Annotated in this window: 22 protein-coding genes and 1 tRNA gene; 18 read left to right on the top strand and 5 right to left on the bottom strand. The window is 62.4% G+C overall.

Features of this window, described 5'->3' with window-relative positions:
- Positions 1 to 52 precede the first annotated feature (52 nt).
- The 12 genes from P6U25_RS19330 (at position 53) to P6U25_RS19275 (ending at position 7,411) form a co-directional block, all read left to right on the top strand.
- Positions 53 to 772, top strand: a complete 720-nt coding sequence (locus P6U25_RS19330; protein WP_407146347.1) for a hypothetical protein — start codon at positions 53 to 55, stop codon at positions 770 to 772.
- A 204-nt stretch (positions 773 to 976) separates the two neighbouring features.
- Positions 977 to 1,261: a hypothetical protein gene (locus tag P6U25_RS19325; RefSeq protein WP_407146346.1), complete on the top strand. Its 285-nt coding sequence runs from the start codon at positions 977 to 979 to the stop codon at positions 1,259 to 1,261.
- A gap of 190 nt (positions 1,262 to 1,451) precedes the next feature.
- Entirely contained in the window at positions 1,452 to 1,733 is a 282-nt protein-coding gene (locus P6U25_RS19320; protein WP_407146345.1) for a hypothetical protein, read from the top strand.
- Positions 1,733 to 2,098, top strand: coding sequence for a hypothetical protein (locus P6U25_RS19315; RefSeq protein WP_407146344.1), 366 nt, complete (start codon positions 1,733 to 1,735; stop codon positions 2,096 to 2,098). The genes P6U25_RS19320 and P6U25_RS19315 overlap by 1 nt, the downstream gene beginning before the upstream one ends.
- Positions 2,098 to 3,120, top strand: a complete 1,023-nt coding sequence (locus tag P6U25_RS19310; RefSeq protein WP_407146343.1) for a phage tail protein — start codon at positions 2,098 to 2,100, stop codon at positions 3,118 to 3,120. Before P6U25_RS19315 ends, P6U25_RS19310 begins: the two co-directional genes overlap by 1 nt.
- On the top strand, positions 3,120 to 4,322 hold the full coding sequence (locus P6U25_RS19305; protein ID WP_407146342.1) for a hypothetical protein: 1,203 nt from the start codon (positions 3,120 to 3,122) through the stop codon (positions 4,320 to 4,322). Before P6U25_RS19310 ends, P6U25_RS19305 begins: the two co-directional genes overlap by 1 nt.
- Positions 4,323 to 4,327: 5 nt before the next feature.
- Positions 4,328 to 4,573 carry a hypothetical protein gene (locus P6U25_RS19300; protein ID WP_407146341.1) on the top strand — a complete coding sequence of 82 codons (246 nt, stop codon included), beginning with the start codon at positions 4,328 to 4,330 and terminating at the stop codon, positions 4,571 to 4,573.
- A 23-nt stretch (positions 4,574 to 4,596) separates the two neighbouring features.
- Entirely contained in the window at positions 4,597 to 4,986 is a 390-nt protein-coding gene (locus P6U25_RS19295; RefSeq protein ID WP_407146340.1) for a hypothetical protein, read from the top strand.
- Complete coding sequence (locus P6U25_RS19290) at positions 4,958 to 5,170, top strand: hypothetical protein (RefSeq protein WP_407146339.1); 213 nt, start codon at positions 4,958 to 4,960, stop codon at positions 5,168 to 5,170. Before P6U25_RS19295 ends, P6U25_RS19290 begins: the two co-directional genes overlap by 29 nt.
- A complete protein-coding gene (locus tag P6U25_RS19285) occupies positions 5,167 to 5,352 on the top strand; it encodes a hypothetical protein (protein WP_407146338.1) in 186 nt (61 codons plus the stop codon). Before P6U25_RS19290 ends, P6U25_RS19285 begins: the two co-directional genes overlap by 4 nt.
- A gap of 6 nt (positions 5,353 to 5,358) precedes the next feature.
- The gene (locus P6U25_RS19280) at positions 5,359 to 5,706 is read left to right on the top strand and encodes a hypothetical protein (RefSeq protein WP_407146337.1); all 348 of its coding nucleotides are present in this window, start codon (positions 5,359 to 5,361) and stop codon (positions 5,704 to 5,706) included.
- A gap of 505 nt (positions 5,707 to 6,211) precedes the next feature.
- On the top strand, positions 6,212 to 7,411 hold the full coding sequence (locus P6U25_RS19275) for an O-antigen ligase family protein (RefSeq protein WP_407146336.1): 1,200 nt from the start codon (positions 6,212 to 6,214) through the stop codon (positions 7,409 to 7,411).
- Positions 7,412 to 7,421: 10 nt separating this feature from the next.
- Here the strand turns inward: P6U25_RS19275 and P6U25_RS19270 are convergent, their stop codons facing one another.
- The 3 genes from P6U25_RS19270 to P6U25_RS19260 form a co-directional block, all read right to left on the bottom strand.
- Positions 7,422 to 7,682: a hypothetical protein gene (locus tag P6U25_RS19270; RefSeq protein ID WP_407146335.1), complete on the bottom strand. Its 261-nt coding sequence runs from the start codon at positions 7,680 to 7,682 to the stop codon at positions 7,422 to 7,424.
- Positions 7,683 to 7,801: 119 nt separating this feature from the next.
- Positions 7,802 to 8,320 (bottom strand): hypothetical protein, encoded by a 519-nt coding sequence (locus P6U25_RS19265; RefSeq protein WP_407146334.1) that lies wholly within the window; start codon positions 8,318 to 8,320, stop codon positions 7,802 to 7,804.
- 37 nt (positions 8,321 to 8,357) lie between these two features.
- Positions 8,358 to 8,999, bottom strand: a complete 642-nt coding sequence (locus P6U25_RS19260; protein ID WP_407146333.1) for a hypothetical protein — start codon at positions 8,997 to 8,999, stop codon at positions 8,358 to 8,360.
- Between the two features lie 374 nt (positions 9,000 to 9,373).
- Here P6U25_RS19260 and P6U25_RS19255 point away from each other — a divergent pair, with 374 nt between their 5' ends.
- Positions 9,374 to 9,754 carry a hypothetical protein gene (locus P6U25_RS19255; protein WP_407146332.1) on the top strand — a complete coding sequence of 127 codons (381 nt, stop codon included), beginning with the start codon at positions 9,374 to 9,376 and terminating at the stop codon, positions 9,752 to 9,754.
- Complete coding sequence (locus tag P6U25_RS19250) at positions 9,751 to 9,936, top strand: hypothetical protein (protein ID WP_407146331.1); 186 nt, start codon at positions 9,751 to 9,753, stop codon at positions 9,934 to 9,936. The genes P6U25_RS19255 and P6U25_RS19250 overlap by 4 nt, the downstream gene beginning before the upstream one ends.
- Before the next feature lie 265 nt (positions 9,937 to 10,201).
- Here the strand turns inward: P6U25_RS19250 and P6U25_RS19245 are convergent, their stop codons facing one another.
- Both P6U25_RS19245 and P6U25_RS19240 read right to left on the bottom strand, forming a co-directional pair.
- On the bottom strand, positions 10,202 to 10,453 hold the full coding sequence (locus tag P6U25_RS19245) for a hypothetical protein (protein ID WP_407146330.1): 252 nt from the start codon (positions 10,451 to 10,453) through the stop codon (positions 10,202 to 10,204).
- Positions 10,454 to 10,840: 387 nt separating this feature from the next.
- Positions 10,841 to 10,917, bottom strand: a tRNA-Arg gene (locus P6U25_RS19240).
- Between the two features lie 288 nt (positions 10,918 to 11,205).
- Here P6U25_RS19240 and P6U25_RS19235 point away from each other — a divergent pair.
- From P6U25_RS19235 to P6U25_RS19220, 4 genes are all read left to right on the top strand, one after another.
- Entirely contained in the window at positions 11,206 to 16,458 is a 5,253-nt protein-coding gene (locus P6U25_RS19235) for an alpha-2-macroglobulin family protein (protein WP_407146329.1), read from the top strand.
- Positions 16,459 to 16,601: 143 nt separating this feature from the next.
- Positions 16,602 to 18,644 carry a penicillin-binding protein 1C gene (pbpC, locus tag P6U25_RS19230; protein ID WP_407152558.1) on the top strand — a complete coding sequence of 681 codons (2,043 nt, stop codon included), beginning with the start codon at positions 16,602 to 16,604 and terminating at the stop codon, positions 18,642 to 18,644.
- A gap of 142 nt (positions 18,645 to 18,786) precedes the next feature.
- Positions 18,787 to 20,451, top strand: coding sequence for an ArnT family glycosyltransferase (locus tag P6U25_RS19225; RefSeq protein WP_407146328.1), 1,665 nt, complete (start codon positions 18,787 to 18,789; stop codon positions 20,449 to 20,451).
- 1 nt (position 20,452) lies between these two features.
- Positions 20,453 to 21,298 carry a phosphatase PAP2 family protein gene (locus P6U25_RS19220; RefSeq protein ID WP_407146327.1) on the top strand — a complete coding sequence of 282 codons (846 nt, stop codon included), beginning with the start codon at positions 20,453 to 20,455 and terminating at the stop codon, positions 21,296 to 21,298.
- The last annotated feature ends 45 nt before the right edge of the window (positions 21,299 to 21,343 follow it).

Here is a 21,343-nt window from a genome sequence, read left to right as displayed (position 1 = left end):
CAGGCGGCCGAGCGAATTCACGGATGAGATTTTCACCGAGATTTGCGACCGTATGGCGAACGGGCAGGGGCTTCGCAAGATTTGCGAGGATCCCTCGATGCCAAGCCGCCAAACCTTCCTGCGCTGGATCGAGAAGGACACCGGCCGGCAAACTCAGTACCAGGCCGCGCGCGAGGCTCTCATGGACTGGTACGCCGAAGAAATCCTCGAGATTGCCTGGGACGACAGCAATGACACCATCAAGGACAAGAAGGGCGAGCCGAAAGCCAACCACGAGTGGATCAACCGATCCCGGCTGAAGGTCGATACGCTCAAGTTTCTGATGGCCAAGCTGCATCCCAAGCGGTACGGCGATCGACTGCCGGAGGCTGTGGAAGACCGCAACATCCAAATTAGCTGGCAGGCCGAAAATCCCATCAACCGAATTGAGCTGGTCGGCGTTCGGCCAGAGCGGGAAATCATTTCGCCGATCCATGATGATGCCGGCAACGTCATCAATGCCAGCGACAACTCCGCGCTCCGCAAGAGGATCATCGAGCTCGAGGAACGCTTAGGAGTGCGGGAAGCCCCGCCAGCGCCGCCCAAGCTCCTGACATGGGACCCTGGCCCTCTGCCATCCAGGATGGACGGAGAGATCGTGCTCAAGCTCGTGGACGTGATCAAGCAGCATGTCCCTCAGGCCGATCAGCGTCCGCCAGAAGAGGTTCTGGACGAGGTTCTCGCCGAGTGCGCCAAGGCCCTGCAGACCAAATACTCTCCCACCGCGGGATAGGTGCCACACTTGCCACACCAGAGGTTCGGCAAAGGTTCGGCAGGTTCGGCAAAATGCCTGCCACACCACCACCCCCTTAGGGGGGTGGGGTGTGGCGTGGCAGGCGAATGGCGATAAAGTTAGGTGTGGCAAATTCGCGCTGATGAGGGACACGGACCATTACGCGCGCGTGTGCGAGGCAACATCGATGGTCTGGCGGGCGCTGTGGCGGACTGGACGACGCATGGCAAGGACACGCTAGCGCGTGTGAGGCAGGATGACCCGAGCACGTATCTGCGCGTGCTGTTCAGCATCATCCCGAAGGACATCGCGGTCTCGATCGATCAGCGCACCGGTCCGCTGGACAGCCAGGAGATGCGCAGCATGCGGCGCCTGGCGGATCTGATCCAGGCTGCCGGCGCGACTGGCCTCGAGTCTGAAACGGTGTTCGCGTGGATTGAGGAAGATTTGCGCGCAAGGTTGGCAAAAACGATCGGAACAGATGCGTAATCCGCTCGGCACTCAACAAAATCAATGGCTTGAATCGTCCGTGTTCCGTCCGTGTTGCGCGACGTGCGTAAATCGGCGGAATTTCTCGTAATTGCAGTCAATGCATTTGTGGGGCGAATGCATCACATTCGCATCACCAGCGACCACGGCACTCGTAGCCCTCCGGCGCATCATCGATTTGGAGGCAATGATGGCCACGAACTATCAGCTCTATCGACCGGCGTCTGTCGCCAGCAACGCCGCGAGTGGCTTCGGAGCAGCCACTCTGATTGGCAGCTATTCCAGCCAGTCCCTCGCAATGAATGCGCCCAGCGTCGCGGGCGACATCATCGTTCCGCCTGGCTACGATTGGTCTTTCACGGCTTTCCGACCTGAGCTGACGAATGCGGCGCTGGTGACCGGCGTTCCGCAGTACGTCGTGACCGGCGGCGGCGCTGGCACGGTGGCGAACTACCTCGGGCCGGTGCTGTGATGCCCGAAGTCAGCTTTCGATATCCGCGCGCCGATCTGCTGCGCGCCCTTGCAGACCGCAGGGGAACGACTGTGAGCACGTTAGTCCGAAGCTTGGCGGATGCAGCCCTGGAGGCCGAAGGATTCGCCGTCGGCGTGGGGCTTCCCGGCACGCAATACGCCCTTGTTGCCAATGGAGAGATCCTTGCGCTGACGTTTCGGCCGGTTCGAGACGATCGCGGAGAGTGGCTGCCGATAGAAAACGAAGATTCCAGCCCGTTCGATCCTGCTTTGCATTGGCGGTTGAAGCCGCTTCCGCTGCGCGTCGATGGCGATCGGGTGGTCAGAACCTATCCGGTGGTCGCCAAGTCGATGGAGCAGGCCTGATGCCGAGCGGAGTCTACACCTGGTCTCAAACCGCTGGAGCGAATGCTAACGCTGACTCCAGCATCAACTGGTCAGAGGGCCAGGCTCCCTCGACCGTGAACGACTCTGCTCGCGCCATGATGGCCTCGATCGCCAAATGGCGTGACGACATGGGTACCAATCTGCAGACCAATGGAACGAGCACGGCCTACACCCTGGCTACGAACCAGGTGTTCGATACATTGGCGGATATGTCGAACAAGGAGATCTCATTCTTCATCGACAAGACCAATGGCCAAAATCCAACGTTAAACGTTGATGGTCTGGGTGTCTTTCCGATTGTCATTGACGGTGTACCAACGCCTGTCCCGCCCGGAACGCTCATTGCCGGTGGCGTCTATACCGTCGTCTTTTCGAATTCGACGAGTTCATTCCGTCTGAAGGATTTCTATCAGCTTCCGTTCGTCGTGCCGATCGGGGCACTTCTTGATTTCTCGGGCTTGACCGTTCCGAGCAACAACTTCGTCATTCCGACCGGGCAAGCGATCAGCCGGACGATCTACAGCACCTATTTTGCGATGGTCGGAACGACTTACGGTCCTGGTGATGGATCGACAACGTTCAACGTCCCCAATTTGCAAGGCCGTGTCGTTGCCATGAGAGATCCGACTGGCACCGTTCTGACCTCTGCAACGATGTCCCCTGACGGCAACTCACTTGGCGCCACGGGTGGCGGACAGAATGTGGTGCTGTCAGCGTCTCAAATCCCGACTATCACATCGAACGTTCCCGCGGGGCAATCCGTCAGCGTTACCTCCTCAACCTTTGTCGGGCAGCAATCTGTCACCTCAACTGCGCTTTCAGCGCCTGGTGGCGGCCCAGTTGGTGGTGTTTCTTCGGCGGCTGGCTTTACCGTCGGCACGTTGGCCTCTGCCGGCACTGTAATCAACGCCGGAACTGCAACGTCAACCAACACTGGTGGCGGTGGCCATCTCAACGTTCAGCCGACCATCGTCCTGAATAAGATTTTGAGGATCATCTGATGATGGACATCGATACTCCGCGCGACGAAGCGACGGGCCAATTTGCGGGGGAGACGAGCGAGCGGAAGTTCGGCCGTGCTGCTGAGCTCGAGGCGTCGGGCTGGAAAGAGCTTCCGAAGCAGCAAGAGTCCGAGTTGGACGTTGCGGGTGCTGCTGAGGAGCTTTCCGATAAGGGGGCCGAAGAGCCCGAACCGGCCAAGGTTGATCTCTTTGACCCTGATGCGCTGGCTCAGGGCGAGCTAAAGCATGCCACGGACCTTGAGGATCCGAATGCAATCAAGACTGCGCTGACGCCCGAGGAGGCCAGCGCCGCGTTGACGCAGTGGCGCCAGGCTGAGACTGACATTGCGCAGGTGGAATCTGATGACGCATTGCTTCGCGAGCTCGGCATCGATCCAGCGCCGGATATGTCGGCCACACCTGATGCTGTTCAGGAGCAGGCTGAGCCGGCACCACAGGAACAGCCTGCCAGCGCGCAGGAACAGGCACTGCAGTGGCTGCAGGATCATCCTGAGGCGCACCGGGCACTTAGTGAGCACGTCCAGCAGTCGACGGCGGCGGCCGAGCAGGCTCGACAGGCCTATTCGCAACAGCTTGACGGCGCCCTTGCGGTTGCCCGGCAGGTGACTTTCCAGGCGGTTCCCGAGCTGCGCGGTGTCACCGATGAGGGCCATGCGCGATCGGTGCTTTCGGCCATTGCCCAGCAAAATCCGGCGCGCTTCGAACAGATCCGGCAGTTGGACACCTACACCGCTCAGTTGATGCAGGCGCAGGCTGCGGAACGTCAGGCGCAGAGTCAGCGAGAGTTGCAGGCGGTTCGAACTTATAACGACGAGGCCAGCAGGGCTTATGAGGCGAAATACGGCGCTGTGAGCCGCGAGATCGGCGACCAAGTTGCGAGTTATCTGCGGGAGCATGGAGCGACCCATGAAGACTTCACCGCACTTCAGCAATCCAGACTGCCGGTTTGGGCACAGAAGGCGCTGATCGATGCGGCGGCGTATCACAAGCTGATGTCAACTCCAGTGCCGAAGCCATCGCGACAGCCATTGCCTCCCGTCCAGCGGCCCGGTGCGGCACAGCCTCGTGGCGCAGTGCGTGGGGCCAACGATTTGCGATCGTTGAACGCGAGGCTGAGCTCAACGGGATCAATCCAGGATGCAATGGAGTTGCTGAGCGCCCAGCGAGCGGCGAGGGGGTAAACCAAATGGACGACTTTCTCACGAGATCAAAACGACGGGCCGGTTATCTCGGCCTGGAAGGCACGCCGCAGGAGATGGCTCGCGAATTTGGAGGCCGTTCGCCGACGGAACGTGTCGAGATCCTCGAGCAGCTCGACAATGGTTCGGATGATCCGATTGACCGCGCCGACATGGCGCAGGCTTTGGATAAGCGTCGCACGGTCGAGTTGCTGAAGCGTACGCATTTCGCACTTCAGCGGGGCGGCCGATGACGCGGTTTGAGAATTGGTGCCGCGTGGCGAACCAGCATCACTTGCCGGCGGCGCCGTGGGTGGTCGCGGCCTTCATTCATGAGCATGCGGGCCTTGATGCCGAAACGCTGTGGGCAGAGATCGCCAGCATCGACGCAGCGCATGAGGCTTTGAACTACTCGCCGCCCGGCCGCTCGACCGTGGCGCTTAAGGCCTTCTCCAACGCCTATCCGGCAGATGCTCCGCGCAGTTGGCGAAAGGACGAGCAGGAAATGTTTCGAATGCTGCCGTGGCCGCTGCAGCAGACCGTTATCCGCCGCGAAACCGAGCGTGACCGGGCCGTGCGCCATGCACAGACCGAAGTGTCCGAACTGCGCAACAAATTGAAGAAGATCGAGGAAGCCAATGGCACTGCTCAAAACCAAGCCGCCTGAGAAATCCCTCGCCGAGCGAATCGCGGAGTTTCGCTCGGAGCTTGATGCGTGGATCGACGCAAAGGCCGCGGAGCTGAAGGAAGATACGCCGGGCGTGCCGGTTGGTGTCCTACGTAATCTCCTGACGGCCCGCGCTGGCGCCTGCCAGTGCCAGGCGGTGCAGGACATGCTGGAGGGCAAATGAGCCTGGGATTGCTTGCCGGTCTCTACGACCCGGTTCTGAAGGCTCAGGTTGCGGAGCGTGAACGGCTTATTGCCACGCTCGCCGATCGTTGGTCAGTCACCCATCACGACGCGCGCCACTGGCTGAAATCCTGGGAAGACGTCGATCACGTCGAGATGTCTGCAAGCGGGGTTCTGCACTGAGATCGAATGAGCTGGCTGGATAAATTGGAGGCTCGCGGCTCTGAAGCGCGCAGGGCCGTTGCGAAGAGACCGCCGCCGCAGCGATCAGCGGTGCAGCAGGTGGTCTACCAGGTTCGCCCGCAATCCGGTGGCGACCCTGGGGAAATCGATTTTGGCTTCTACGTGATCGAAGGCGATACGCTGATATTGACCGACATCAGTGGAAAGCCGCTGGAGGGAGGGGGCGACCTCCGGAGGACACTTGGTCCAACCGATGATCCGTTCAGTATCGCAAAGCACCTGATCTATCTGCGGCGGAAGGACGAAGGGAATTTCAATCGACGGCTGAGCTATCCAAAGATCGATCGCGCCTGAAGCAGGCCGCCCTAATTTGCCGGTTAGACAATGGTATACGTTTAGACATAATTCCATTGATCTCGCGCCTCGGTTGTGGTCAAGATTCGTCGGCTGGGGGGAGATCAATGCGCAATTCATGAGTCGCGGCCACATTCGCCGCGCCGGCTGCGAGCCGACGAAGATATTTCAGTCATAACTAACAAAAACGGGCACCGATCCGGGTCGGGGCGAACGCTCTTGCGTGTCCCGACTTCCACAGCGTGCCCTGTTTTCAAGGGGGGGCCCCGGAATGGAGGCTCTGGTAGAGGCCGCTCCACGCAGCGGAATAAAGTCGACTTTCGTTCGACTAACGCGCTCTAGGTTCTGGCTTGTTTGCGCCGACGCGTATCCAGCCTTAGTCGCGGCGTCTCTTCCATGGTCAACAACTGCTGTTTCAGTCTTTTGGGGCCTTTGGCTGATCGTTCTAATCCCGATCATCAACCGTAGGCTGTTCCTTCGCTCGCTCAGAGAACCAGCGAGTTGGATGCCTCTCGCGTTCTTCACTTTGGCCATTATCGGAACGATCTGGGCAGATGGCCCGTGGAAGGAGCGGCTCGAGGCGCTAAATCCAGTTCTGAAATTTCTGGTGCTGCCACTGCTCCTATATCACTTTGGCCAATCATATCGCGGTCATTGGGTGCTCCGAGCATTCGTGCTGTCTTGCGCTTTGCTCACGATGTTTTCGTGGGTTGATTACTTCGAACCTCAATGGAGATTGCCCTACGATCACGTGCCGGGTGCACCGATAAAGAACTACATCGATCAAAGCCACGTACTCGTTCTCTGTGCATTTGTGCTTATGCCGATCGCAATTGGTTATTTCAATGAGCGACGCTTTGCTTCCCTCGCTTTGGTGTCATCGCTTATCACGGCTTTCCTGGCCACTCTCGTTTTTGTGGTTACCTCGCGAACCGCTCTGGTTTGCGTCCCGGTTCTGATCATTCTGCTTTCTGTTCGGCATTTTAGTTTGAGAACGACGGCTAAGCTCCTTTCAGCCGCAGTGCTCATTGTCGTTGCCGTTTGGGTTATGTCGCCCCATCTGCGCGAACGCGTTGAGGGTATTAGGACGGAGTATCTGAGCTACAGGGATACGAACCTTCCGACGTCGACCGGTTTGCGGCTCGCATGGTGGCAGAGGTCGCTAGACTTCATCGCAGAAGCGCCAATCTTTGGAAATGGCACCGGCTCTACCCGGCGACTGTTCAACGAAGACGCTGCAAAGAAAACGGGCCTATGGGCGGCACGTATTGGCAACCCTCATAACCAGACATTATACGTTGCGATCCAGTGGGGGATGGTTGGCTGCATATTGCTTTACGCGATGTGGTTCTGTCACTTGATGCTATTTCGAGGCCTAGAGCTAGCATCTTGGATTGGCTTGGTCGTTGTCGCGCAGAACATTTTCAGTTCGCTCTTCAATTCGCATTTGTTCGATTTTACCGAAGGTTGGGTTTACGTTGTGGGCGTCGGCGTCGCTGGTGGCGTCGTGCGTTCCGCCCGGCCGGCGGCGACGTGGGGGGAGTGGCATGTGCATAGCACCTCGGTCGATACTTACTGGCGTCGTAGACGATGGTACGGATGGCAAATCAAGCGCATGACGGACGCTGAGCTTTCGGAATATTTCGAAATGCACATGGACGAACTTCGGCGCTCCAAAGTTGTGTTGGACGAACCGCAGTCGTGACCCGCACAGTTCAGCCAATGCCCTTGTTGAAGTCGATCACCTCGCTCCAATCCATTCGGGTATCGACCCAGCCGACCTTGCCGCAGGCAGAGCATTTGAGGTGCGCCGAGATGTCGTACCAGTCCCAGTCGGGGAGGTCGGCGAGGCTCAGTCGGCCATTGTGGTGCTGACAGCCTACGCAGAAGACCATCACCGTCTTGAAGCCGGCATTCCGGCTGACCGGACCAGACCAGTAGCGGAGGTGACGAGCGGGCTTGCGGCGCCAAGGCATGGCCGATTGATTCACCGGCTACGGCCAGCTTGCAAATTATCAATCGCTTGAGGCTGGGAACTGCCGCAGACTACTGCGCGTCGTGGGTGTGGAGAAAGGGGCAGTGCTCGGCGGCAACATTATCTGTTGTCTAACTTCTTGGCGGCCTTCGCGACTTTCTGAACTTCATTTGCTAGTTCAAGAATGTTGAAATCTTCGGATTGAAACGTAAAGGTGCTCGTGGCGGGATCAAAGTGTCTCAGCACCTTCGATCCATCCCCCATCGATATTCCGGCGAGTGAACCAATATTGCGATCCACGTAATTTCCGTTCTTCGTTGTGGCGGCCCAATCGTCTAACCGCTCGTCGAAATGCTGTAGGTGGTTTCGTGCGGCCCTGGTCGCGAGCGGGTTATCGTCAGCAACGCCCAGCGCCTTTCTAAGGTACTCGCCGCGCGCTTTGCTGCTTGCTCGGGTAGGCCACAGCAGGAGGCTGACTTTCGCGGCACAGTTGAGGAAGGTTTCGAGCTGACCAAACAATTCCAAGGTGGGCGGTGGCGACCGCGCAATCAATTCATCGATTCGGGCTTTCGCTTTGAGGGAATAGTCGGCCTGACGACCTAGTTCCCTAATGAAAATGCCACTCACATGCTCATTCATAGGATCGGCCCTTTTTTTGAAACCTGTGGCGGGTCAACTAGCGCGGCAAACTTGGGACGATAAGCAGTTGTAGGGGGCGTCCCGGTGTTCCATCTAAGAGATTAAAAGAAATGCCAGCAGCTCTGAGGGCCGCTTCCATCTTAGCCTCGGCTGGGCTCAAATTTTTCGGATCGACGACTGCAAGACCTAACCCGCTCTTTGGATGGCGATTCGGTCCCATAATGAATCCAGTGGTTACATTCCAGCCCACATCGCGCAGAACCGCCGCGAGATCGTTGGCGTAGATTGAACAATCATTGCAGGCGATATCCCCAGAGATCGATACTCTGTTGTCGATCCCGGGGACAATCTTCGCGCTTTCGCTCAACGATTGTTGCTGTTCCTTTGTCAACGATCGCGGGTCTATGCGTTTTGCCAAAGTCGCGACCTGGCGCTCGAGATCCTCCATGCGTTTCTTCGCTTGATCCGGAGAGGCACCTCCAAGCCTATCGCGATAGTCATCACGCTGGCTTTTGGCGAGTGTGAGTTCGGAATCCTTGTTATTGATGATTGTCTTATATTGCCAATCTACGAGTTGCCAGATCGAGAAGCACATCAAGACTAAGATGCCGAAGAAGGTTGGAAGATTGGCCCGGATCATTGGCCAACCCGAAACCAATTTCTCTAACCACTGCTGCATGCCCGCTCCCCTTTGATTGATCTTAGCAAAAGGTTCACGGCGAGCGGGAGTCACCGCACCCAAGGAGGGGATGGATTTTTTACCAAATCAGTGATGGACTGTCCGTGGGTGTCAGAACCCGGACCGAAATAGGCCGGCCGTCGATTGGCGTCGATGGCTGCCGAAAGCGCAGCGAGCCTTGGCGGCCTTGCTAGGCGCTACTGGAGCGCCTTGGCGGGCGCGCCGTTCTGGCTTTATGCCGGGGGCGTTGCGCCATGTCCAGAGCCGAGAGGCTTAAAAGCGCGGCGACCTGTCTTTCGGCAGGTTCTGACCCCCCGGCTGCCCAGTCTGTCACTGGGCGCGGCTGTCAGAAGCCAAACCGAAAGACTGCCAACATGCAAACCCTCGTAGAACGGCCAGCGGACTCCGCTGGTGCGATTTTATCCGGCCTCGCCATTCAACAGCGGGAGCGGGAAACGACTCTCCAGCGCCTCCGCAGACTCAGGAAAGAGGCATCGGCCGAAATTGAGCGGCTGATAGCCTTCCTCGATGCAAGCGATGAGTACGTGATGACGGAGCGGGAGGACGACGGCGACCTCGAGGAGGTCGGCGACATCGAGCCGAACCTGGGAAGTCTTGAACGAGCCATCCAGACCCACTGGGCGACCGGGGATGCCGACGATCTCGAGGACGACAACGATAGCGGAATAGGCGACATCGACGGTCTACTTGAACAGGCCGGCACCCAGGACTGGCGGCAGGGAGCAATGGCATGAAAGTAGAGCCATGGCACCGGCGCCAAGCGATTCACATCGCAGCAGCCCTTCCGGAACGCGACGAAGACGCGCTGATTGTTCTCCGGCTGGCAACCGAACTGGTGACGGGCTTCCTCGCTGCTACTGAGCAGCCTGCGAAGCCGGCAACAGTAGTGCTAATCGGAAGCGGGGAACGCGCCTGATCCATGCGTTGGCGCTGCGGTCCGCACGCAAGTTGGCGGCCATTAGCGGCGATCTGAGTTGAGCCCGCCGGCATCACCACTGGCGGGCTTTTTCCATCCAAGCGGATCGCGTGGGATCGCAACCCCTTTGCCCTGTAGGAAAGCCAGTCCATAGACCTGTTCGTCAGCCCACCAAGGACACGAATAGGGCTTCCCCGACTTGCCGCGGCTGAAGCCCCATCGCCAACTAAGATTTTGCCGCCAGCCCCAGCTCTCATCCATAGATTCAACCGCCCCCGTCCTGGCCGCCAGCGCTCTTGAGGCTAGCGTAGATGGTTTCCATCTCTCCGAAATCAATCGAACCCTGATCGGTCTGGATCATTGCCGACATGCGGTCGGGCAGCGGTATTTGCTCCATCACGAAGATGACAGCCCGCTCGACGCTATCAAATGTTCGCTCGTTCCCGCCGAACACAGTCGGGTCCTTTGCTTGAGCCATCTCTCCGATGGGATGCCACAAAACCTTCGCAGCCTGCATCTCCGCTCCTGCAAATGGGCCACTGATGAGCTACTGAATCGTATCACCGTACAGGCTGTCAGAGGCGCTGTCTGCTCGCAACGCGGCTGGCAACCTCAGCCCGGGTCACCGAAGCTGTTCACCTTCGCAGAGATGAATGCGAGCCCAACGAAAAGAAACAATGGCACCAGCGCGATCGCGGCCCCGATTATGATCAGCGTCGTCATCTGCTCACCTCCGTGAACAGACTGCGAATCTCCATGTTGCTGCCGTGTTGCGCGGAGCAGTTTGTAATGGTTGGTAACGCCTTGAAATTCCTGTCAGCCGTTTGCAACTGCGCGCAACACGGATTGGCCTCGAGAACGAAGCCACAACGCGTCCAAGATTTTGATTTTCTGGAAGAAAATTTGGCGATCCCGGCAGGATTCGAACCTGCAACCCGCGGAGTAGAAATCCGCTACTCTATCCAGTTGAGCTACGGGACCGTGGCCGTCTTCTAGCACCGCCAATATGAAAAATCCGCTTTTCCGCCAAGTCCGTCCGAACCGATTTTTGTGGTCGGGCGACAAAGGCGAGCAGGGGGCCGCCCGGTCCGCTTGTCCCAGTACGCCGTGCCGGCAGGATACCGTCGCCTGGAACTGGTCAAAGGACGGCTGGCAATGCAGTTTGTGACGGTTTTGTTCGGTCATTTCGGCGCCTTTACTCCGTCACCTTTTCGCGCACTTTTCAGGGCCGAGCGACGCTTGTCCGCGGGCCCTTTCAGGAGCTCCATCATGATCGGTTTGGTTCGTGCCGCCGCAGTTTGCGCCGCGCTGGCGATCGGCGTTGGCTCTGGCGCTGTCCTGGCCGCGGACAAGGCCTTCACGCGCGACGACCTGGCCGATTCCGCGATCAAGCTGGAGGCCCAGATCAAGAGCGAGGCAGGGCCGGTCAACAAGTCGTCCGCGACCCTCCGCACGGACGCGGACGCAGCGTTCAGGCGCAATGACGTCCGCTCGGGCTTGCAAATCCTCGGCCAGATCGCCGCGACCACGCCGGAGGACGGGGGCAACTGGCTGCGGCTGGCCAAGACCATCTTCCAGATCCGCTCGGCGAGCTCCAGCGAACAGACCTTCCTGTTGGAGCGCGCCTCGACCGCGGCCTACATCGCCTATCAGCGTGCCGGCAATCCGGGCGAGGAGGCGGATGCGCTGGCCGTGCTCGGCAGAGCACTGTCGGAGCGCAAGCTGTGGCGGCCGGCGCTCGATGCGCTTCGCCTGTCGCTCGACCTGCGCGAGGTCGCCGACATCAGAGGCCAGTATGAGAAGATGCGCGACGAGCACGGCTTCCGGCTGCTCGATTATTCCGTTGATTCCGATTCGGCCTCGCCGCGGGCCTGCTTCCAGTTCTCCGAGGAGCTGGCGAAGCGGGTCGATTTCGCGCCGTTCCTGGCACTGGCCGGCACCGACAAGCCGGCGCTGTCGGCCGAGGGCAAGCAACTCTGCGTCGACGGGCTGAAGCATGGCGAGCGCTACAACATCACTCTGCGCGCCGGACTGCCGTCGACGGTCAAGGAGAGCCTGCCGAAGTCGGCCGAGTTCAACATCTATGTCCGCGACCGCAAGCCGTTCGTGCGCTTCACCGGGCGCGCCTATGTGCTGCCGCGCACGGGACAGCGCGGTATCCCGGTGGTCAGCGTCAACACGCCGGCAGTCAAGATCGACGTGTTCCGAATTGGTGACCGCAACCTGATCAACACGGTGATCGATTCCGACTTCCAGAGCGCGCTCAGCCGCTACCAGCTCTCCGAACTCGGCGGCCAGCGCGGCGTCAAGGTGTGGTCCGGCGAGCTTGCGACGGCGACCACGCTGAACCAGGACGTGGTCACTGCATTCCCGGTCGATCAGGCGCTCGGCGACCTGCAGCCGGGCGTCTATGTCATGACCGCCGCCGCGAAGGGGCCCGGCAGCGATGACGACGGCACGCTGGCGACGCAATGGTTCATCGTCTCGGACATGGGGCTATCGGCCTTCTCCGGCAATGACGGCATTCACGTCTTCGTCAACTCGCTGGCCTCGACCGATCCTGTTGCCAACGCCGAGGTGAAGCTCGTCGCCCGCAACAATGAGATCCTGGCGACCCGCAGGACCGACGCGGCCGGCCACGTGCTGTTCGAGTCCGGGCTCGCGCGCGGCGAGGGCGGGCTGTCGCCGGCACTGCTCACCGTGACCAGCGACAAGGCGGACTATGCCTTTCTGAACCTGAAGACCAATGCCTTCGATCTTACCGATCGCGGCGTCGCGGGGCGTGCGATTCCGGCCGGCGCCGACGCCTTCGTCTATGCCGAGCGCGGCGTCTACCGCTCCAACGAGACGGTCTATCTGACGACGCTGTTGCGTGACGGGCAGGGCAATGCCCTGACCGGGACGCCGCTGACCATGGTGATCGAGCGGCCTGACGGCGTCGAATTCCGCCGCGCCGTGCTATCAGATCAGGGCGCCGGCGGCCGCACGCTGGCGGTGGCGCTGAACTCGGCGGTGCCGGCGGGCACTTGGCGGGTCCGGGTCTTCACCGACCCCAAGGGGAATTCGGTCGGGGAAACCACCTTCATGGTGGAAGATTATATCCCCGAGCGGATCGAATTCGATCTCACCGCCAAGGACAAGATGATCAAGGCTGAAGTTCCGGTAGAACTTCAAGTGAGCGGCCATTTCCTCTATGGCGCGCCGGCCTCGGGCTTGCAGCTCGAAGGCGACATGCTGGTCGCGCCCGCGGCCTCGGGCCGCCCGGGCTATCCCGGCTACCAGTTCGGCGTCGAGGACGAGGAGACCGCAAGCAACGAGCGGACCCCGATCGAGGACCTGCCGGAGGCCGATGCCAACGGCGCGGCGACCTTCCCGGTGAAGCTCGACAAGACGCCGACCTCGACCCGGCCGCAAGAGGCCCAGATCTTCATCCGCATGGCGGAGACCGGCGGCCGCGCGGTCGAGCGCAAGATCGTGCTGCCGGTGGCGCCCGCGACCTCGCTGATCGGCGTCAAGCCGCTGTTCGGCGACAAGAGCGTGGCCGAGGGCGATAAGGCCGAGTTCGACGTCGTGTTCGTCGCACCCGACGGCAAGCAGTTGCCACGTGACGGGCTGCGTTATGAGCTGTTGAAGCTGGAGTCCCGTTACCAGTGGTATCGGCAGAACTCGTCCTGGGACTACGAGCCGGTCAAGTCGACACGTCGCGTCGCTGACGGTGACGTCAACCTTGCGGCCGACGAGCCAATGCGGCTGACCTTCCAGCCGCAGCCCGGCCGCTATCGGCTCGACGTCAAGTCGACCGACGCCGACGGCCCGCTGACCTCGGTACAGTTCGACGTCGGCTGGTACTCCGACGGCAGCGCCGATACGCCGGATCTGCTGGAGACTTCGATCGACAAGCCGGAATACGCTTCCGGCGACACCATGACGGTGTCGGTGAACGCGCGCACCGCCGGCAAGCTCTCAGTCTATGTACTCGGCGACCGCCTGCTCACGACGCAGAGCGTCGACGTCAAGGAGGGCACCCAGCAGGTCAGGATTCCGGTCGGCAAGGACTGGGGCACCGGCGCCTACGTCATGACGACGCTGCGCCGTCCGCTCGATGTCGCCGCCGGGCGCATGCCGGGCCGCGCGATCGGGCTGAAATGGTTCGGCATCGACAAGAAGCCTCGCACGCTCGCCGTCGAGCTGTCGCCGCCGGCGCTGGTGCGGCCGGGCTCCACGCTGAATATCCCGGTCAAGCTCGGTGGGCTCAACCCGGGTGAGGACGCCAAGGTGGTAATCGCAGCCGTCGACGTCGGCATCCTCAACCTGACCAATTACAAGCCGCCGGCGCCCGATGATTACTATCTCGGCCAGCGGCGCCTGACCGCCGAGATCCGCGACCTCTACGGCCAGTTGATCGATGGCATGCAGGGCACGCGCGGCCAGATCAGGACCGGCGGTGATGCCGGCGGCGCCGAGTTGCAGGGCTCGCCGCCGACGCAGAAGCCGCTCGCGCTGTATTCCAGCATCGTCACAGTCGGTGCCGACGGCACGGCCGAAGTGAGTTTCGACATCCCCGACTTCGCCGGCACCGCGCGGGTGATGGCGGTGGCGTGGAGCGCGACCAAGCTCGGTCGTGCGACCACCGATGTGATCGTGCGCGATCCAGTCGTGCTGACCGCGACGCTGCCGCGTTTCCTGCTCACGGGTGACGAGGGCACTGTCAACTTCGAGATCGACAATGTGGAAGGCGCGCCGGGAGACTATACGCTCGGGGTCAAGGCGACGGGACCGGCGAAGCTGTCGGGCAACGCGACAAAGATGTTGATGACAAGGGACGGCGTGGCGACCCTCGAGAATACCGTCCGCCTTGACGCCAAGCAGCGCACGTCGCTGTCCTTCGGCCTCGGGGCTGGCGCTGCGGGACGTGCGGAATTCGATGTCGATATCTCCGGGCCGAACGGTCTGACGCTGGCACGGCATTATGCGCTCGACGTCAAGCCGGCAACGCAAGTGCTGGCGCGGCGCTCGATCCGGACATTGGCGAAGGGCGAGAGTCTGACGCTGACCTCTGACATGTTCTCCGATCTCGTTCCGGGCACCGGCGGCGTATCGATCTCTGCAAGCCTTTCCACTGCGCTCGATGCCGCGACGATCCTGAAGGCGCTCGACCGCTATCCCTATGGCTGCTCCGAGCAGATCACGAGCCGCGCGCTGCCGCTGCTCTATGTCAACGATCTTGCCGCCGGCGCACATCTCGCGATGGACACCGCGGTCGACCAGCGCATTCGTGACGCGATCGACCGGCTGCTGGCGCGGCAGGGCTCGAACGGCTCATTCGGCTTGTGGTCGGCGGGCGGCGACGATGCCTGGCTCGACGCCTATGTCACGGATTTCCTGACCCGTGCCCGCGAAAAGGGCTTTGCGGTGCCGGACGTGTTGTTCAAGAGCGCGCTCGACCGCGTCAGGAATTCGGTGGTGAACGCCAACGAGCCCGAGAAGGACGGCGGCCGCGATCTCGCCTACGGCCTCTACGTGCTCGCCCGCAATGGCGCAGCCCCGATCGGCGACCTGCGCTACCTCGCCGATACCAAGCTGACCAATCTGGCGACGCCGATCGCCAAGGCGCAGCTTGCCGCGGCGCTGGCGCTGGTCGGCGACAAGGCCCGCGCCGAGCGGGTCTATGGTGCCGCGCTCGATGCGCTGAACCCGAAGCCGGTGCTCGAGTTCGGCCGGGTCGATTACGGCTCGGCGCTGCGCGATGCGGCGGCGCTGGTCTCGCTCGCCGGCGAAGGCAACGCGCCGCGTGCGACGCTGACGCAGGCGGTGCTGCGGGTCGAGGCCGCGCGGGGGCTTTCGCCCTACACCTCGACGCAGGAGAATGCGTGGATGGTGCTGGCGGCGCGCGCGCTCGCGAAGGAGACGCTGGCACTCGACATCAACGGCCAGCCGGTCAGGACGGCGGTCTATCGCAGCTACAGGGCCGAGGAGATGGCGGGCCAGCCGCTCAAGATCACCAACACCGGCGATGCGCCGGTGCAGGCGGTGATCTCGGTGTCGGGCTCGCCGATCACGCCGGAGCCCGCGGCGTCCAACGGCTTCAAGATCGAGCGCAGCTATTTCACGCTCGACGGCAAGCCGGCCGATGTCACCAAGGCCAGGCAGAATGATCGCTTCGCTGTCGTCCTCAAGGTCACGGAGGCCAAGCCGGAATTCGGGCACATCATGGTGGCCGATTATCTGCCGGCCGGATTCGAGATCGACAATCCGCACCTGGTGTCGTCGGGCGATTCCGGCACGCTCGACTGGATCGAGGACGGCGTCGAGGCCAACAACACCGAGTTCCGCGATGACCGCTTCACCGCGGCGATCGACCGTGCCGCCAACGACAAGTCGGTGTTCACTGTCGCCTATGTCGTGCGCGCGGTGTCGCCGGGCAAATACGTGCTGCCGCAGGCTTATGTCGAGGACATGTACAATCCCTCGCGCTACGGCCGCAGCGGCACCGGGACGGTCGAGGTGACGTCGGCGAAATGAGCGAGGTGGTGAACCAGCATCAGTCGTCAGGCGCGGGCGAAAGCGCGAAGCTCGTCGTCGCGCAGACGACCCGGGAATCCACGTCCGCGGCGCGCGAGGAGGACGCTGATGGCAGGAGATGGGCGGTTCGCGTCGCCGCCGCGATGGCGGTCGCGCTTATCGCGATCGCCGGCGCCTTCACCGCCTGGGTCCGGTCGCTTCCGCCTCTGCCGATTGCGCAGGCCGAGCAGGTCTCGACCACCGTCGTCGACCGTAATGGCAAGCTGCTGCGCGCCTATGCGATGGCCGATGGTCGCTGGCGCCTGCCAGTCGACGCCAAGACCGACGTCGACCCGGGTTACCTGAAGCTGCTGTTCGCCTATGAGGATAAGCGCTTCTACGAGCACCATGGCATCGACCCGCTGGCGCTGTCGCGCGCCGCATTCCAGCTTGTCACGCGTGGTGAGATTGTCTCCGGCGGTTCGACCATCACGATGCAGCTCGCGCGGCTGATGGAGCCGCGGCATCAACGCTCGGTCTACGCCAAGCTGCGACAGATGGTGCGCGCGGTGGAATTGGAGCGGCAGTTCTCCAAGGATCAGATCCTCAACCTTTACCTCGCGCTCGCCCCATTCGGCGGCAATCTCGAAGGCGTACGCGCGGCATCGATCGCCTATTTCGGCAAGGAGCCGAAGCGCCTCTCCTTGGCTGAAGCTGCGCTGCTCGTAGCGCTGCCGCAGTCGCCGGAGCGGCGACGGCTCGACCGCTATCCGCAGGCGGCGCACATTGCGCGCGACCGCGTGCTCGATCGCATGGTCGAGGAAGGCGCGGTGTCGAAGGACGATGCCGCCCAGGCCAAGGCCGTGCCGGTGCCGAAGATGCGCAGGCAGATCCCGATCCTGGCGCCGCACTCGGCCGATCAGGCGATCGCGACGATGAAGGACGCTCCTGTCATCAAGCTGACGCTGGATGCCATCTTGCAGAAGAATCTCGAGGCGTTGGCGCGCGATCGCGCGGTCGCGTTAGGGCCCGATATCTCGGTCGCGATCATCGCGGTCGACAATGCGACCGGCGATGTGCTCGCGCGGGTCGGCTCAGCCGATTATTTCGATGAGCGGCGGGCAGGGCAGGTCGACATGACCCGCGCCGTGCGCTCGCCCGGCTCGACGCTGAAGCCGTTCATCTATGGTCTCGCCTTCGAGGACGGCTTCGTGCATCCGGAGAGTCTTATCGAGGACCGCCCGATCCGCTTCGGCACCTATGCGCCGGAAAATTTCGACATGACGTTCCAGGGCACGGTGCCGGTGCGCAGGGCATTGCAGTTTTCGCTCAACGTGCCGGCGATCGCGTTGCTCGACCGGGTCGGCGCCAGCCGGCTGTCGTCGCGGCTGCGACAGGCCGGAACCAATCTGGTGCTGCCCAAGGACGAGGCGCCGGGTCTGGCGATGGGACTCGGCGGCGTCGGCGTGACGCTGCAGGATCTGGCGCAGCTCTATTCGGGACTGGCGCGGCTCGGGGCGACCAAGCCGCTGCGCGAGATCATGCAGGACAATGACCGGCGCGACGCGATGCGGCTGATGGATCAGGCCGCGGCCTGGCAGGTCGGCAACGTCCTGCTCGGCACGCCGCCGCCGGAGAACGGCGTGCCCAACAGGATCGCGTTCAAGACCGGCACCAGCTACGGCTATCGCGACGCCTGGTCGATCGGCTTCGATAGCCGCATCACCATCGGCGTCTGGGTCGGCCGGCCGGACGGCTCACCGGTACCGGGCCTAGTCGGCCGCTCCGCCGCGGCGCCGATCCTGTTCGACGCCTTCGCGCGCACCGGCAAGATCCCGGCGGCGCTGCCGAAGCCACCGCGGGGCGTGCTGATCGCGAGCAACGCGAAGTTGCCGCCGCCGCTGCGACGTTTCCGCCCGCTCGGCGAGCTCATCCGCAGCGGCAATGACCAGGCGCCGCACATCCAATTTCCGCTGAACGGTTCACGCATCGACGTCGACCATTCCGAGGGCGGCCGCAATGCGGCCATGCCCGTGAAAGTCGCGGGCGGCGTGCTGCCGCTGACAGTCATGATCAATGGTGTCTCAGCCGGGGACATCGACAGTCGGCGCCAGCGCCTGATCGATCCGCCCGGGCCGGGCTTCGCGCGCCTGACCGTGATCGATGCCATGGGCGCTGCGGATACCGTTGTGATCCGCGTGCAATGATGGCGCGGGAAAGCGGAACTGCACAGTTGTTTGCGCCGCGGTTTCATCGTATGCGAAACCCATGGTGGATGGCCTCCAACCCCGGCGCTTCGGAGCAGGGCAACAGTCTGTAAAACCTGCGCATTCGAGCCGCAGGTTGTTCATGGCGTTCGAGTTCGCAACGGCCAGCCATTGGCGTTCGGTCCTGTTCCTGACACTGGCCTGTCTGGTGTTGTTCCTGCCGGGCTTCTTCACGATCCCGCCGATCGACCGCGACGAGGTGCGCTTTGCCCAGGCGACCAAGCAGATGGTCGAGAGCGGCGACTTCGTCGACATCCGCTTCCAGGACGATGTTCGTTACAAGAAGCCCGTTGGCATCTACTGGATGCAGGCGGCGGCGCTGAAGACGGTCTCCGCGCTGGGCGTGCCGCGCGCCCAGGTGCGCATCTGGGTCTATCGCCTGCCATCCTTGATTGGCGCGATCGGCGCGGTGCTGTTGACCTACTGGACGGCGCTGGCCTTCGTGACCCGGCAGGGTGCAGCGCTGGCTGCCTTGATGATGGCAAGCTGCGTGCTGCTCGGGGTTGAGGCGCGGCTCGCTAAGACCGACGCAATGTTGCTGTTCACGGTGACCGCGGCGATGGGCGCGATGGCGCGGGTTTATCTGTCGTGGCAGCGCGGCGAGGATCCGGCACGTCCGTCGTGGGGGCCGCCTGCGATCTTCTGGACTGCGCTGGCGGGAGGCATTCTGCTCAAGGGGCCGCTGATCCTGATGTTCGTCGGGCTCGCGATGGCGGTGCTCGCCTTCTTCGACAGGTCGCTCGCCTGGTTCGGGCGGATGCGTCCGGTCTGGGGCCTGATGTGGCTGCTGGTGCTGGTGCTGCCATGGTTCGTGCTGATCTTCCTGCGCGCCGGCGACACCTTCTTTGCCGACTCGGTCGGCGGCGACATGTTGAGCAAGCTCGGGGCGCAGGAATCCCATGGCGCGCCGCCCGGCATCTATCTTCTGCTGTTCTGGATCACGTTCTGGCCCGGTGCGCCGCTGGCGGCGATGGCGGCGCCCGCGGTCTGGCGCGCACGGCGGCAGCCCGGCGCGCAGTTTCTGCTAGCCTGGTTGATCCCGTCTTGGATCGTGTTCGAGGCCGTTCTGACCAAGCTGCCGCATTACGTGCTGCCGCTCTATCCGGCGATCGCGATCCTGACCGCGGGCGCGCTGGAGCGGCGCGTGCTGTCGCGCTCTCCTTGGCTTACGCGCGGCTCGGCCTGGTGGTTTGCGATCCCTGCCGCCGGCTCGGTGCTGGTTATCGTCGGGGCCATCAAGGCCATTCATCAGCCGGTATTCCCGGCCTGGCCGTTGTTTGCAGTCGCGATGGTGTTCGGCCTGGTTGCCTGGCGGCTGTTCGAGGACAGCCGCGCCGAGCGCTCGCTGCTCAACGCCGCCGTCGCCGCCGTGTTGATGGCGGCGGGCACCTACGGCGTGGTGTTGCCGCGGCTCACGACGGTATTTCCGAGCCAGGAGGTGGCGCGCGCCCTGCGCACCGTGACTTGCGTCGGCCCGAAAGCGGCCGCGGCAGGTTTCCTCGAGCCGAGCCTCGTGTTCATGACGGACACGTCGACACTTCTGACCGACGGATCGGGCGCCGCCGATTTCCTGGCTCAGGGTGCCTGCCGCTTTGCGCTGGTCGAACAGCGCTCCGAGCGCTCCTTCGTCCAGCGCGCCGAGGCGATCGGGCTGCGCTACAACGCGATGGTGCGGATCGAGGGCTATAACATCTCGCAGGGTAAGGCGGTCTCGATCGCAATCTTCCGCTCCGAAGGAACGGAATGAGATGGCGTTGCTGCCCGCGTCCCAGGACACTGGAAATTACTTCGGCCGATTGCTGACGCTGGTCTGGCTATCGTTCGCGCAGCTTGTGCGCGCGCCGTCACATTCGCGGAGGGCCGAGGCCGCAAGGCGCTCGGCGCGTCATGTGCTGCTGCTCGTCGTCGTCACCGGCGCCACGATCATCACGCTGATGTATCTCGTCGACGCCGAGGAGATCAGCTTGATGCCGCCGCGCGGCACGCCGAGCCTGTGGTGGGCGCGGATCCTGACCGACTTCGGCAAGGACACGCATGTGCTATGGGCACTTGGGGGTCTGCTGATTGCGGTCGCGCTGGCGGCGCCTGTAGCCCGCGGCGTGTCTCATGCGACCTTGCTCAGCCTCGGAACGCGGCTGCAATATCTGTTCTTGTCGGTCGCGTTCTCGGTGGCCGTGGGCGAAGTCATCAAATGGGTCGTCGGCCGCGGCCGGCCCTTTGTCGGCGGCAAGGCCAACGCCTTCAACTTCCATCATTTCGCCGGCACCGAGGCTTATTCGAGCTTCCCCTCGGGGCACGCGATCACCGCGTTCGCTTTGGCGTTCGCGGTGTCGGCGGTATGGCCGCGGGCGCGGATCGTGATGCTGCTCTACGCGCTGATGATCATCGCGACGCGGCTGGTGCTGCTGGCCCATCACCCGAGCGACGTGGTGGCCGGTGCGCTGGTTGGCGTGATCGGTGCAATGGGTGTGCGGTACTGGTTCGCTGCCCGCCGCCTTGGTTTCGCCATCCATCGCAACGGCACCGTCGTAGCGTTGCCCGGACCGTCAGAGGGGCGCCTCAAAAGGGTTGCGAGGAACGCTTTCGCCCCATAAAAGCGGTCGCCCGACGGCCGGATCGGGCCGGTTCCAGCCGGAAAC

This window comes from Bradyrhizobium sp. ORS 86, assembly GCF_045571475.1.
Taxonomy (GTDB): domain Bacteria; phylum Pseudomonadota; class Alphaproteobacteria; order Rhizobiales; family Xanthobacteraceae; genus Bradyrhizobium.
Note: the sequence above shows the minus strand (reverse complement) of the source record. Positions and strands in the feature narration are given on the sequence as shown.